13 protein-coding genes and 1 riboswitch are annotated in these 13849 nt (G+C 61.5%); of the genes, 9 read left to right on the forward strand and 4 right to left on the reverse strand.

The genetic code is table 11. The features are described from left to right. The first annotated feature begins 209 nt into the window (after positions 1-209). From fsa to GGU46_RS09760, 4 genes are all read left to right on the forward strand, one after another. Positions 210-866, forward strand: coding sequence for a fructose-6-phosphate aldolase (fsa, locus tag GGU46_RS09745; protein WP_110977476.1), 657 nt, complete (start codon positions 210-212; stop codon positions 864-866). Positions 867-957: 91 nt separating this feature from the next. Beyond that, the gene (locus GGU46_RS09750) at positions 958-1161 is read left to right on the forward strand and encodes a fructose-6-phosphate aldolase (protein ID WP_183403324.1); all 204 of its coding nucleotides are present in this window, start codon (positions 958-960) and stop codon (positions 1159-1161) included. 125 nt (positions 1162-1286) lie between these two features. After that, entirely contained in the window at positions 1287-1994 is a 708-nt protein-coding gene (locus GGU46_RS09755) for a cell division ATP-binding protein FtsE (RefSeq protein ID WP_183403325.1), read from the forward strand. 168 nt (positions 1995-2162) lie between these two features. Continuing rightward, a complete protein-coding gene (locus GGU46_RS09760; RefSeq protein WP_183403326.1) occupies positions 2163-3053 on the forward strand; it encodes a glycosyltransferase family 2 protein in 891 nt (296 codons plus the stop codon). An 86-nt stretch (positions 3054-3139) separates the two neighbouring features. On the opposite strand, the gene GGU46_RS09765 is transcribed toward GGU46_RS09760, so the two are convergent. After that, positions 3140-4066 (reverse strand): hypothetical protein, encoded by a 927-nt coding sequence (locus GGU46_RS09765; RefSeq protein WP_183403327.1) that lies wholly within the window; start codon positions 4064-4066, stop codon positions 3140-3142. Between the two features lie 151 nt (positions 4067-4217). Between GGU46_RS09765 and GGU46_RS09770 the strand changes: the two genes are divergently transcribed. The 3 genes from GGU46_RS09770 (at position 4218) to GGU46_RS09780 (ending at position 7451) form a co-directional block, all read left to right on the forward strand. Further along, positions 4218-5381 (forward strand): DegT/DnrJ/EryC1/StrS family aminotransferase, encoded by a 1164-nt coding sequence (locus GGU46_RS09770; protein WP_317171890.1) that lies wholly within the window; start codon positions 4218-4220, stop codon positions 5379-5381. A gap of 92 nt (positions 5382-5473) precedes the next feature. Further along, the gene (locus GGU46_RS09775; protein WP_183403328.1) at positions 5474-6283 is read left to right on the forward strand and encodes a M48 family metalloprotease; all 810 of its coding nucleotides are present in this window, start codon (positions 5474-5476) and stop codon (positions 6281-6283) included. A gap of 121 nt (positions 6284-6404) precedes the next feature. Continuing rightward, the gene (locus GGU46_RS09780) at positions 6405-7451 is read left to right on the forward strand and encodes a Gfo/Idh/MocA family protein (protein WP_183403329.1); all 1047 of its coding nucleotides are present in this window, start codon (positions 6405-6407) and stop codon (positions 7449-7451) included. A gap of 32 nt (positions 7452-7483) precedes the next feature. Here the strand turns inward: GGU46_RS09780 and GGU46_RS09785 are convergent, their stop codons facing one another. Further along, positions 7484-8104 carry a LytR/AlgR family response regulator transcription factor gene (locus GGU46_RS09785; RefSeq protein WP_317171902.1) on the reverse strand — a complete coding sequence of 207 codons (621 nt, stop codon included), beginning with the start codon at positions 8102-8104 and terminating at the stop codon, positions 7484-7486. 395 nt (positions 8105-8499) lie between these two features. On the opposite strand from GGU46_RS09785, the gene GGU46_RS09790 reads away from it, so the two are divergent. After that, positions 8500-9255: an EcsC family protein gene (locus GGU46_RS09790; protein ID WP_183403331.1), complete on the forward strand. Its 756-nt coding sequence runs from the start codon at positions 8500-8502 to the stop codon at positions 9253-9255. Positions 9256-9344: 89 nt separating this feature from the next. On the opposite strand, the gene GGU46_RS09795 is transcribed toward GGU46_RS09790, so the two are convergent. Beyond that, positions 9345-9776: a hypothetical protein gene (locus GGU46_RS09795; RefSeq protein ID WP_183403332.1), complete on the reverse strand. Its 432-nt coding sequence runs from the start codon at positions 9774-9776 to the stop codon at positions 9345-9347. A 358-nt stretch (positions 9777-10134) separates the two neighbouring features. Further along, positions 10135-10227, forward strand: a riboswitch (SAM riboswitch). Positions 10228-10586: 359 nt separating this feature from the next. Between GGU46_RS09795 and GGU46_RS09800 the strand changes: the two genes are divergently transcribed. Further along, a complete protein-coding gene (locus tag GGU46_RS09800) occupies positions 10587-12155 on the forward strand; it encodes an amino acid permease (protein ID WP_183403333.1) in 1569 nt (522 codons plus the stop codon). 116 nt (positions 12156-12271) lie between these two features. Here the strand turns inward: GGU46_RS09800 and GGU46_RS22440 are convergent, their stop codons facing one another. Then, a complete protein-coding gene (locus GGU46_RS22440; RefSeq protein WP_183403334.1) occupies positions 12272-13786 on the reverse strand; it encodes a TSUP family transporter in 1515 nt (504 codons plus the stop codon). Positions 13787-13849 lie beyond the last annotated feature (63 nt).

Raw genomic sequence — 13849 nt, forward strand, 5'->3', positions numbered from 1 at the left:
GACTTTTACGGATGCTTCTGTATCTGCTCAGTACCGGCAAGCGCCTCCCAGAGGGAGGCGCTTGCTGTGTTTAGGGGCCCTGGCAAGCGGCTGCGCTTCGGCAGAATAGCCCGGGATTCTCGCCGCCGCTGTACAAAATCCGCGCAATCCGAAAAATCCGTTTAATCCGTGATTAGCTTTGCGCGCATCGTTGTTTCCAATCTACCCGCATGAAATTTTTCATTGATACCGCCAACCTGAAGGAAATTCAGGAAGCTGTTGAGCTTGGAGTGCTCGACGGCGTAACCACCAACCCTTCGCTGATGGCCAAGGAAGGCATCAAAGGCACCGATGCCGTGATGGCCCACTACCGGCAGATCTGCGAAATCGTGGACGGCGACGTGTCGGCGGAGGTAATTGCCACCGACTACGAGGGCATCATCCGGGAGGGCGAGGCTCTGGCCGAGCTGCACCCCAACATTGTGGTGAAAGTGCCCATGATCCGCGACGGGGTAAAAGCCATCCGCTACTTCTCCGATAAGGGCATCAAAACCAACTGCACCCTGATTTTCTCGGCCGGACAGGCCCTGCTGGCAGCCAAAGCCGGCGCCACCTACGTGTCGCCGTTCGTAGGTCGCCTCGATGATATCGGGCACGATGGCCTGCAGCTGATTCAGCAAATCGTGGATATCTTCTCCAACTACGGCTACCCCACCCAGGTGCTGGCCGCCTCGGTGCGCCACGTGCCCCACCTGATTCAGTGCGCCGAGCTGGGCGCCGACGTGGTAACCTGCCCCCTGAACGTAATTACCGGCCTGCTCAACCACCCCCTCACCGACAAAGGCCTCGCTACCTTCCTGGCTGACCACAAGAAGGTGAATGGGTAATTTATAATGTGTGAAATGTGGAGAATGTGAAGAGTGTGCCGGAAGGCCATTTCCACATTTTTCACATTTTCACATTTCCCACATTATCACCATGTACATCATCAAAGTAAAAGGCAAGGCCAAGATTCCGGACTACATCCAGCTGCGCGATGAGCACTTCGTGCTGATTGCCTACTTCCGCGCCGACCGCCCCCTGAAGGATTTGCACCGCTACGGGCTGGAAGGCAAGGAAGACGAGCTGGCCACGGTAATTGCAGGGCTTGAGTTCGGCAAACTGCAAAAGCTGGACCTCTAGCTGGCTGATTTGCTTGTTGTTCCGGGTAGTGCAGGAAACCTGTCGGCACCTCATGGGGGGCTGGGGTCTTGTGCTGCCCGGAACGCTATTTTGGGGATTTATCTGCCTCACCTACCTTCACTGCCATGCCTACCTCTTCCGTCCCCGTTATTGAGCTGCACGACGCCTATATTATGCAGGACGTTAACACGGTGCTGCAGAAGGTCACGTTTACGCTGGAGAAAGGCGAGTTTGCCTATTTGGTGGGTCGTACCGGCTCGGGCAAAAGCTCCCTGCTCAAAACCCTCTACGCCGACTTGCCCCTGCCGGCCGGTACGGGCACGGTAGCCGGCTTTCCGCTGCCCAAACTCGCCAGCACCGATAAAGTACCGTTCCTGCGCCGGAAGCTGGGCATCATCTTCCAGGACTTTCAACTCCTGTTTGACCGGTCGGTGGCGGACAATTTGCTGTTTGTGCTGAATGCCACGGGCTGGTCGGGAAAGGCGCGCAAGCAGCAGCGCATCTCGGAGGTGCTCATGCGGGTAGGGCTGGCCAACGCCGCCGCCAAAATGCCCCACCAGCTCTCGGGCGGCGAGCAGCAGCGCGTGGTGATTGCGCGGGCCCTGCTGAATGAGCCCCTGCTGCTGCTCGCCGATGAGCCCACCGGCAACCTGGACCCCGACGTGGCCGACAGCATCATGCGCCTGTTCGTGGAAATAAACAACGCGGGCACGGCCGTGCTGATGGCCACCCACAACTACCAGATTATCCGGCAGTATCCGCAGCGGGTGCTGAAGTGCGAAGGCGGGCAGTTGCTGGATTCGGCCGTTACGCCTTTCGAGCTGGCCTTGTAAACCGGGCCCGGGGGCCGCCGCTACACTACCTGCCGCAAAGAAGCGTTATGTACCGCCCCAGGGCGCGGGGGCGCGTCGCGGTATGCGGCTACTGCTCGGTCCCGGGAGAAAATGCCTGAAAATTCAATGCTTTCGGCATTTTTGCTTTCCAATTCTTCTCTAGTAAGCATGGCTGGCCTTTCAGTGCTGATTCCGGTGTACAACCACGATGTGCGGCCGCTGGTGCGCGCATTACTGGCGCAGACCGCGGGCTGGCCCGGCCCGGTAGAGGTTCGCTGCCTCGACGACGGCTCGGAGGAAGCCTGCCGGCGGCAAAATCGGGAAGTGGCCTGCCTGCCCGGCGTGCAATACCGCGAGCTGGAGCGTAACGTAGGCCGCGCCGCCATCCGCAACCAGTTGGCCGCCGAAGCCCGGCAGCCCTGGCTGCTGCTGCTCGATAACGACAGCCTGCTCCCCGATGCCCGCTTTTTGGCCCGCTACGCCGCCGCCCGAACCAAGGCCCCGGTGCTGTCTGGCGGAACGGCTTACGAGGCGGTGCCGCCCCAGGAAGAAGCCCTGCGGCTCCGCTGGCTCTACGGCCGCCGGCGCGAGGCCCGGTCGGCTGCCGTGCGCCAGCGTGCGCCCCACGGGCAGCTCACGCTCAATAACCTGCTCATCCGGGCGGAGGTGTTCCGCCAGTTGGGCCTCGATGAGAGCCTGACTCGCTACGGCCACGAAGACACAAAATTCGGGTGGCTGTTGCGCCGCGCCGGGGCCCCGGTGGTGCACCTGGATAATCCGGTGCTGCACAACGGCCTGGACCCGGCGCCCATCTTCTTGCAAAAAACCCATGATGCCGTGCGCAACCTAGTGCAGCTGTACCGCGCCGAGGGCCTGGGGGCCGACACCAAGCTGCTGCAGGCCGCCCTGCGCCTGCAACGCTGGGGACTAAGCGAGGCCGTGCGCGCGGCCTTCAGTCTGCGCCGTGAGCAGGTGCGGCGTAATCTGCTCTCCAGTCGGCCCAGCCTGCGCCAACTGGATGCCCTGAAGCTGTACTGGCTGCTGACCGAGTTACGCTAGCGGCAGAAGCCCCAGCACTCCCTGAAACCAACAGCGCCGGCCCCTCAGAGAGAAGAGCCGGCGCCGTGCCCGAAAAAGAATGTTGGCTAGTCGTTATCGGTGTTTTTAACCTCCGATTTTACTTCTTTATAAGCACCTTTCACGGCGCTGCCTACCTTTTTGCCCACTTTCGCGGCCCCCTGGCCTACATCTTTGCCGGCCTCTTTTACATCGGCGGCGGTGTTGCTGGCAGCGCGGCCCACGGCCGAGCGCTCATCCTGGGTTTCGGCGGCGGCTTGTTCGACGCCGCGTTCCGTAGCGTCGGCGCCCTGGGCTACGCGGGCTTCCGCTTTGTCATAAGATTTGAAAGCCGCGTACTTCAGCTTTTCCTTCTGAATCTCGGCCAGGTCGCGGGCCGGAATATCTTTCTTTACCTGGTCGTAGGCCTCGTCGAGAGCCCGCCACTCGGCGTTAATGTTGCGCCAATCGTCAATGTCGTACTTGTTTTCATTGACCTTGATGTCGCGCACAAAAGCCTCGTAGGTCTGGCGGGCGTTGGCCGCCGTAAGCTGGGCTGCCGGGTTAGTAGGCTTGTAGTACTGGCCCATCTTCGTGCCGCTGCCGGCTGTGGTACTGGCCGAGCCCGACATGGCGCTGGTAGCGCCGGGACGGCTTTTCCAGGCCATTTCGCGCTTGTCGTAGGCCGTGGTATAGCGGGTGCGCAGTGCCTCAATTTCCTGCCGGCGGGCGTCATCGTAACGGTCCGCATATTTGTCAACGGCGGCTACTTTAGCGTCAAAATCGGCTTTGAGCTGAGCCGTTTCCTGGTTGTAGTCGGCTTCCGCTTCCGAGGCTACGGCGTCGGTTTTAGCTTCCGTATCCGACACGAAGGTTTTGAAGTCGTTATAGGCTTGGTCGGCTTCGGCCGAGGCTTCATTTTGCTGATTCTGGTTGCAGCCGGAGGTAGTAACTGCCGCGCCGCCCAGCAAAAGCAGGGCGGTGAGGGCGTGCAGGGAGAGGGTTTTCCTGAACATGGCGAATAGGTGAAGGGGAGAGAATATAGAACTACTACAATGTAGCCGTTAGCCCGCTTAACGCAACACGCGCTTGCCTGGTTGCGCCCCGGCGGGTTTGGGGTAGCCTTCTATCTTTGGTGCCTGCTTCTTTTACGCCAAGCCGTTTTCCGTGTCGTCACCTCCTGTTTCGCGCCCTTCCATTCAGATGCTGGACTTGGCCGCCCAGCATGCTCCCCTCCAGGCCGAGCTACAGGCGGCCCTGGCCGATACGTTGGAGGAAGCCGCCTTTATTCAGGGGCCGGCCGTGGCTGCGTTTGCCCGGGAGCTGGGTGCCTACCTGGGTGGCCCGCACGTAGTGCCCTGCGCCAATGGCACCGATGCCCTGCAGCTGGCCCTGATGAGCCTGCAACTGCCGGCCGGGGCCGAGGTAATTGTGCCGGCCTTCACCTACGTGGCCACCCTGGAAGCTGCGGCCGTGCTAGGCCTGCGCCCGGTTCCGGCTGATGTGCTGCCCGGGACGTTCAACCTCGACCCGGCCGCGGTGGCGGCGGCTCTTACTGCCCGCACCGGAGCCATTGTAGTGGTCCACCTGTTCGGGCAGTGCGCCAACCTGGAGGCCCTGCGGACCCTCGCCGACCAGCATGGGGTAGCCCTGATTGAAGACAATGCCCAGGCCATCGGGGCGCAGTTTACGACCAGCGAAGGTGCAACCTGGTGGGCCGGCACGGTGGGGGAGGTAGGCACTACGTCGTTTTTTCCCAGCAAAAACCTGGGTGGCTTCGGCGACGGGGGGGCCTTATTCACCCCCGATGCGGCGCGGGCCGCTACCCTGCGCCAATTGGCCAACCACGGCCAGACCCGCAAATACCACCACGAGCACATCGGCCTTAACTCCCGCCTCGATACCCTGCAGGCCGCCCTGCTACGGGTAAAGCTTCGCTACCTGCCCCAGTGGACCACCGCCCGCCAGCGCATAGCGGCGCAGTACGATGCTGCCCTGGCCGCCGTGCCCGGCGTACAGGCGCCGGCCCGCGACCCGCACAGCACCCATGTGTTTCATCAGTACACTATCACCCTGGCCGATGAGCCCGGCCGCCGCGACGCCCTGCAGCAGCACCTGGCGGCCCACGGCGTACCCAGCACCGTGTACTACCCGCTGCCGGTACACGCCCAGCCGGCCTACGCCTACCTGGGCTACCAGCAGGGGCAGTTTCCGGTGGCCGAGCGCCTGTGCCGGACGGTCTTGTCTTTACCTATTCACCCAACCCTGGCCCCCGAGCAGGTAGCGTACGTGGCGGAGGTAGTGCAGGAGTGGGCCCTGTCGGCGGGCTAGGCGCAGGCCACAGTTGAAAAGCTGCACGTACACTGGCACTGTTTTTTCTCTTCTGCGTAGTAGTTCCGTCCTGTTTCCCCTCTTTATTTCTCATGCGTCGTACCATCCTGACCTTCTTTCTTCCGCTGGCCGCGGTGGCTGGCCTGACCACGGCCGCCGTGAACAAGCCCGCGCAGGGCCTTAATCTGTTCTCCATTAACCAGGATATTGCCCTGGGCGCGCAGGTGGCCAAGCAGACCGACTCCCTGTACCGTGCCAAAGGCCAGCTCCTGGAACGCTCCCGCAACCCCCGGGCCTACCAGCTGCTCGATGGGGTAGTGAAACGCGTGCTCGACAACGGCAACATCAAGTACCGCAAGCAGTTTCCGTGGGATGTCCAGATCATCAAAGACGACCAGACCCAGAACGCCTTTGCTACCCCTGGCGGCCACATCTACGTGTTTTCGGGGTTGATTAAGTTCCTGGACGATGAAAACCAGCTGGCCGGGGTGCTCGGCCACGAAATTGCCCACGCCGACCGCCGCCACAGCACCCAGCAGCTGCAGCAGCAGTACGGCACCAGTCTGCTGCTGGGCCTGATTCTGGGCAACCGCTCCTCCAACCAGTTGGTGCAGATTGCGGCCGGCCTGGGGCAGCTCAAATTCAGCCGCAGCTTTGAAACCGAGGCCGACAAGTACTCCACCATTTACCTCAACGGCACCCGCTACTACTCCTGCGACGGAGCCGCCGGCTTCTTTATCAAAGCCGAAAAACAGGGTGGGGCCGGCACGCCGGAGTTCCTGAGCACCCACCCTAACCCCGGCTCGCGCATCCAGAACATTCAGCGCAGCGCCCAGCAGCTGGGCTGCGCGGGTAAGAGTGTCAGCAACAGCAATTTCAATGAGCTGAAGCGGCTGTTGTAAGCCTCCCCCGTAGTAGGCGCCATCCTTGGTCGAAGGAAAACAAAGCCCGGAGATACCAGAAATGGTGCTCCGGGCTTTGTTTTGGCGGAATTAAACGCTGGTTTTTTCGCAGCTTGCGGCCGTGTTATCCCGAGCAGTATCTGATTCTGGCGGCAGTGGAGCCGTTCGGTTTGTAATTTGTGGCGTGGGCCATATCGGGCGGCGGCATGCGGCCCTGGTGGCCCGGCATGCCCGCGCGCAGCTCGTGGCCCTGGTAGATTCCGACCCGGCCCTGGCCCCCGGGCTGGCCGCCGAGTTTCCTGGCGTGCCCTTGTATTCCTCCCTCAACGCCTACTTTGCTGCTGGCCCTGAGGCCGATGTGCTGACTATAGCTACACCAAATGACCAGCACGCGCCCCAGGCCATAGCCGGGCTGCGGCACGGTCTGCACGTCGTTATCGAAAAACCGATAGCCCTACACACGGCCGATGCGGAAGCCATTGTGCGCACGGCGGCCCACACCCACCGCCTAGTGTTTGGGGTGATGCAAAACCGGTATTCGCCCCCGGCGGCCTGGCTTAAGCAAATTTATGAGGAAGGGCGCCTGGGCCAGGTGTATCTGGTGCAGCTGACCTGCTTCTGGAACCGCGACGCCCGCTACTACCGCCCCGGCGGCTGGCGCGGCACCCAGGCCCAGGACGGCGGTACCCTGTTCACGCAGTTCAGCCACTTCGTGGACTTGCTCTACTGGGTGTTCGGGGAGGTGACCAATCTGACGGCCCGCTTCCACAACTTCAATCACCAGGGGCTCACTGAGTTTGAGGATAGCGGCCTGGTAACCTTTGACCTCGTGCGCGGGGGCAGCGGCACGCTGCAGTACAGCACGGCCGTGTGGGACCGGAACCTGGAAAGCTCCCTGACGGTAGTGGCCGAGCGCGGCAGCCTGCGCATTGGGGGGCAGTACCTGGATAAGGTGGAGTACTGCCACCTGCACGAGTACCAGCTGCCCGCGCTGCCCCCCACCAACCCAGCCAACAGCTACGGCGCCTACCAGGGCAGCGCCGCCAACCACGTGCAGGTGATTGAGAATGTAATAGAAACCCTCCGCAACGGCGGTTACGCTACCACCAATGCCCTGGAGGGCCTGAAAGTGGTAGAGATAATCGAGCGGATTTACAGCCTGCGGTAAGCGCGGCCCCCGCACCGGTGAGAGGACCCGGGTTACTTCCAGCGGCGCATGTACTGGTCGAAGGCCTCGCGGTAGCCCTCACTGATGGGGATAGTGGCCGCGCCAATTTGCACCAGGCCCCGGCCGACGGCGGTTATCTGGTGGAGAGCCACGATGTAGGAGCGGTGGATGCGCATGAACTGCCGGGGCAAACGCTCTTCCAGGGCCTTCAGACTTTGCAGCGAAAGCAAGGGCCGCGGCTTGCTGCGGCGGTACACTTTACTATAGTCCTTGAGCCCTTCGATGTAGAGAATATCATCGTACGGCACGCGCACCAGCTGATATTCTACCTTCAGATACAGAAAATCTTCCGCCGGTTCCGGGGTTGGGGGCGTGGCGAGGGGTAGGGCCGGGGGGTGCTGCAGCTCGGCGTAGCGTTGCGCTTTCTGGGCGGCACGCAAAAATTCGTCGTAGGAAAACGGCTTGAGCAGGTAATCCAGCGCATCCACCTTGTAGCCTTCGAGGGCATAGTGGTTGAAGGCGGTGGTAAAGATGACGCGCGGCCGGTGGCCGGGCCCAGGGCCGCGGTCCAGGACCCGCGCCAGCTCCAGGCCGTTCAGGTCGGGCATCTGAATATCCAGAAACAGCAGGTCGATGGGCTGCGCGGCCTGCAGCCTCCCGCTGCCCCCGCTGCACGGCCGCTACACTGGTGCCCAGGCCCAGGGCCAGCAGCGTGACAAGAAAAACAGGTGGGTTAAACAGCCCAAACCGATGGGTGCCCCCGGGCCGTAGTGGCCCCATGCCGTGAGAAGCGGCCGGGGGCAACCCATTCGGGCGGGCTAGCGGAGGGCGCAACCCGGGGGGCGGGGGCAGGGCACGGGCGCCGGCGTCAGGTTGTGGCCTTAGTACCCGCTCCAGCTGGTGGTGCACCGCCAGCACCCCTACGACGGCCACCACCAGAAAAGCAGCGTAGCCGAGCCAGTACCGCCGGTACAACAGGCGCGGTACGGCCTACCCCCGGCTTTTACCCAAAGATATTCGTACCTATGTCCACGCACTGCCCTGTACTATGGCATCCCTCGACGAAGAACCTCTGGCCGAACTGCGCGCCTGGCAGCGCCGCATGCAGCAGAAGCCCACCTTGCTGGGCAGCTTGACGCGGCGTATGCAAACGCGGCTGAACGCCCTGCTACCCGAAAAGGTGCACACTGCCATTACCGCCGCCATTAAGCAGATGGTGCGCGGCGTGCTCTTTGGCTCTACCCATACTACCCGCCGCCCCGAGGCCAGGGCATCACTAGCCGAGCGGGAGGCCGCCGTCAGGACTACCTTGCGCTACTACCGCAACACGGCCGCGGCCGAAGGAGCCGTAACCGGGGCCGGAGGCTTTCTGCTGGGGCTGGCCGATTTTCCGCTGCTGCTGGGCCTCAAGCTCAAGTTCCTGTTCGACGTAGCCGCCCTCTACGGCCACGATGTGCGCGACTACACCGAGCGCCTGTTTGTGCTCCACATCTTTCAACTGGCCTTTAGCAGCCAGCATACCCGCAATAAGGTGTACCAGCGCGTAGCTGCCTGGGATACGTACCGCCACACTCTGCCCGCTGATGTGCAGGAGTTCGACTGGCGCACCTTTCAGCAGGAGTACCGCGACTACATCGACCTGGCCAAAATGGCCCAATTAGTACCCGTAATTGGGGCCGCCGTGGGGGCCGTGGCCAATTACCGCCTGCTGGAGCAGCTCGGCGACGCGGCCATGAACTGCTACCGTTTGCGCTGGCTGAACGCGCCCGAGAAAGACGATAAAGCGCTACCCTCTTTCGCCTGAGCGAAACAAACACGAACCCCGGCTTTACTAACAAAGCAAACGCCTCGCTCCGGATGGAACGAGGCGTGCAGTAGGCGGGGTGTGGCAACTTAGCTTTTGGCTTTGCGCTGCTCCTGCCGGCCTTTGTGCTTGGCCTGCTTTTCGGCCTGCAGCTGGGCGTATTTCGTGTACTGCTCAGCGCTCAGAATCTGCTTGAGCTGGGCTTCGTAACGGTCCTTGCTGGCTTTCAGGGCCTGGTGACGCTGCTTTTTGTCGGCGGCGGTAGCAACCTGGGCCCGTTTGGCCTGCAGCTCCTGGAAGCGGGCGAGGTTCAGCTGGCGCACTTGCTCGGTCTGGGCAGCCGAGAGGCCCACCTTCCGGGCCAGGCTTTGGGCGGCGTGGTCAGCGCGCTGCTCGGGCGTTTTGGCGGACTTGCTGCCCTTTTGGTGCTGCTTGTGCGCGGCTTTTACGGGGGTAGTCTGGGCCGAAACAGCGGCAGTTGAGAAGGCGAAAGCGGCGAGAAGAACGAGAAGCTTTTTCATGGCTATGTTGGAAGAGTTAAATTCGGGAAAACAGATGCCCGGCAGTGTCCACCAGGTTTTTTTGGGTTTCTGTATGATCAGTAGGCAACTCAGATGCCAACTTTTGCCAAATTCCGGACGCAGGCGCTCTGAAAATATTTAAATTTTCAGGTTAAACTTTGGGGCTCCCTTCTCATCGTGGATGATAAAGTGCTGTTTGCCTGCTGGTTGTACAGGGTAGCGGGGCGCGTACCGTGGGGCCTGGCAGCGTTGCGCGCCGTCCGCAACGCGCGGGAGGTGCGCTTCCGGTGGGCCGTTTGCAGCGGTAGATTTCCGGCCCTACCTTTGCGCCATCAATTCTTTCTAGCCCAAAGGATTGTTTTTATACAGAGGCGCTGAGAGACAGGCTCACTGACGCGTCGGCAACCATCCGCAACTGCTGGAACGGTGCCAATTCCTGACCATATAAAAACAACAAGCCGTGGACTTTTGCCCCTGCCGTAATACCCGTTCCGTAGTTTCTGCTGCCCGCTTCCGGATGGCCTGGCCAGGGCCGGCCGGCTGTTGGAGCGGCTGTTGTTGCGACTGAGAGTACGCGGCTGGCCTGGGTACGCACCCGGGCGGCTACGGCCCCCGCTTTCCTTCTCCCTTTTCCGACGCGGCTCTCGCTCGGGAGCCGGCGGTATGCCACCTCTTTCTTCTTTCTCAAAGTAACGGTCTGCAGTGCTGCCCACCGGGCTCCGGGGACAGGCTTTCTGCCCCGAATCTGGGGTAGCACCACGACCGGGCTTTTTACTTACCAGCCACCCCGGGGGTGGTACCTGCTTTTTTATGCTAAAAAAATCATTGGAACTGCTGCGGCAGGAAGCCGCCGCCACCGGCGCCGGCACCCTGAAACGAACCCTGAACGGGTTTAACCTGATTGCCATTGGCATTGGGGTAATTATTGGCGCGGGCTTGTTTTCGCTCACGGGCCTAGCTGCCGCCAACAATGCCGGTCCGGCCGTAACGCTCTCGTTTGTGGTGGCGGCCATTGGGTGCGCCTTCTCAGCCCTGTGCTACGCCGAGTTTGCCGCCATGGTGCCCGTGGCCGGCTCGGCCTACACTTACGCCTACGCTACCATGGGCGAGCTGTTTGCCTGGATTATCGGCTGGGACCTGATTCTGGAATACTCGGTGGGCGCGGCGGCCGTGTCCATCAGCTGGTCGCAGTACCTGGTGAAGTTCCTGAGCAAGTATAACCTGCATATTCCGCCCCAGCTGGTGATGTCGCCCTTCGAGACGGCCACCCTGGCCGATGGCAGCGTGGTGCGCGGGCTGGTCAATATTCCGGCCATGCTCATTGTGCTCGGCATTACGCTTGTTGTGGTGCGGGGTACCAAAAGCTCGGCCTGGTTTAATGCCCTGGTCGTGAGCCTGAAGGTGTCGGTGGTGCTCGTGTTCATTGCCCTGGGCTGGCAGTACATCGACCCCACGAACTACCAACCCTACATCCCGGAGAATACGGGCGTATTCGGCGAGTTTGGCTGGAGCGGGATTCTGCGCGGAGCCGGCGTTGTGTTCTTCGTGTTCATTGGCTTTGATATTGTGGCGACCATGGCCCAGGAAACCAAAAATCCGCAGCGTAACATGCCCATCGGCATCATCGGCTCCCTGCTGATTTGCACGGTGCTGTTCGTGCTGTTCGGGCACGTGCTCACGGGCCTGGCCAACTACACCGAGTTTAAGAACAGCGCCGCGCCCGTGGCCATTGCCATCGAAAAAACCCCCTACGCCTGGCTGTCCTCGGCCGTCATACTGGCCATCATCGTGGGCTATACTTCCGTAATTCTGGTGGATTTGCTGGGCCAGACCCGCGTGTTCTTCGCCATGTCCAAGGATGGGCTGCTGCCCCCCGTGTTTGCCCGCGTCCACGAGCGGTTCGGCACGCCCCTGCAGTCGGGGCTACTGCTCGGGCTGTTCATTGCCCTGTTTGCCGGCTTCGTGCCCATTGCAGTGGTAGGCGAAATGACTTCTATTGGCACCCTGCTGGCCTTCGTGATGGTGTGCCTGGGTGTGCTCATCATGCGCAAAAAGGAGCCCAACGCCCCCCGCGGCTTCCGCACCCCGCTCGTGCCGCTGGTGCCCATCCTGGGCATCCTGACCTGCCTGGTGATGATGGTGTCCTTGCCTTGGGAAACCTGGCTGCGGCTGTACGTGTGGCTGGTGTTGGGACTGCTCATCTATTACATCTACGGCCAACGCAACAGCAAGCTTCAGCTTAGCTTGACAGGTGCTGCCCAGCAACAGTTGTCGCTTGCCCGGTTATCAGTCTTTATTATCAGCCCCCTGGTATTGTACGGCCTGTATATGTTGTTGCAAACTTATGTGTTAAGCTCATTTAACGGGGGGCACTACTAGGTAATCGGCAAAAAGGTCTCTACGGCAGAGAGGTACTTTCTAGGCCATATAGCTACCACACGAACAAGCCCCGTTGAGCACTCAACGGGGCTTGTTCGTGTGGTAGCTTTTTAGATTCACGTTAAAAACACCTTGCGCAGGGCCCACAGGCTCCAGACAATGACCATCAGGCCCACGCCCACCAGCATCCAGCGCACCGGAATGCGGCCGGCCAGGCGGGCGGCCAGGGGCGAGGCGGCCACCCCGCCCACAATCAGCCCCAGAATAATCTGCCAGTGCGAGATGCCCAGGGTGGCAAAAAACGTAACGGCGCTGGCAAACGTGACGAAGAATTCCGTGACGCTCACCGAGCCGATAACGTACTGCGGAGTGCGCCCGCCGGCAATGAGCGTGCTGGTCACGAGCGGCCCCCAGCCGCCCCCGCCGAACGAATCCAGAAAGCCCCCGGCGGCGGCCAGCAGCCCCAGTTTCTTGTGCTTTTTGCGGGCTGCTTGCTTCGTAAAAGCTTTGGAAATGATGCGAATACCAAGCAGCAGCAGGTAGGCGGCCAGCAGGGGCTTGACGTAGCCGGCGTAGGTTTCGCCGAACTTCGAGAGCAGGTAGGCCCCCGTAATGGCCCCGAGTACGCCCGGAATCAGCAGGACCTTAAACAGGCGCTTGTTCACGTTGCCGAAGCGGTAGTGATGGTAGCCCGAGGCCCCGCTGGCAAACATTTCGGCGGTATGAATGCTGGCACTCACGGCTGCCGGGGCAATGTTCAGGCTCATCAGACTAATGGCCGTGACTACCCCGTAGCCCATGCCCAGCAGGCCATCAATCAGCTGGGCGCCAAAGCCGATAGCCACGAACAGCCAGAACATTTCGGCGTGCGTGGCGGCCCCCCACACTTGCTGCCAGGTGAAGTAATAGGAAAGAATATTAACTACCAGCATGGCCGCAAACGCCAGCAACGAGGCCGTGGCAATGCGCCGCCACCGCGCCGCCGCCGGCGACTCGTAGGCCGGGCCGCCGGTCAGCTCGGCCGTTACGGCGTTCAGGGACTTCACCTTGTGGGCAAAGTCGCCGCCTACCTTGTCCCGGATGATGGACATGCGCTGCAACACGTCGTGCAGCTCGTCGGGCAGGGCCTGGGTCAGCATTTCGCGCAGGCGCTTGGCAATGGTCGGCGACTTGCCGTTGGTGCTGATGGCAATTTTCAGGTCGCCTTTCTGCACAATGGAGCCCAGGTAAAAGTCGCAGGCTTCGGGCGTGTCGGCCACGTTGCAGAGCAGGCGCTGGCGGGTAGCATCGGCCTTGATGCGCAGGTTCAGGGCTTTGTCGTTGGTGGCCACAATCACCAGGTCGTGGCCCACGAGGTCGGTCGTTTGGTAGGGCTGCTCGCGCAGCTGCACGCCCGGGTGGCGGGCCGCCAAGGCTTTCAGCTCCGCCGAAAACCAGGTAGCTACCACCGTTACTGCGGCCCCCGGGCTGTTCGAGAGCAGAGCCGCGAGCTTTTCATGTCCTACGTAGCCGCCACCCACGAGTAGTACGTGCAGCTGCTCCAGCTTCAGAAAAACAGGAAACAGCCGGTTGCTATTCAAGTGCGGCGGCGGCTCCGGTTGGGGAAGAAGTTCGTTGGAAGGAAGAGGCATGGGTTGGTGTTGGTTGAGGGCGGAAGGGTAGGAAGCGGTAAAAGAACGTCATGCTGACGAAGG

This window comes from Hymenobacter latericoloratus (assembly GCF_014199535.1).
Classification (GTDB): Bacteria; Bacteroidota; Bacteroidia; order Cytophagales; family Hymenobacteraceae; genus Hymenobacter; species Hymenobacter latericoloratus.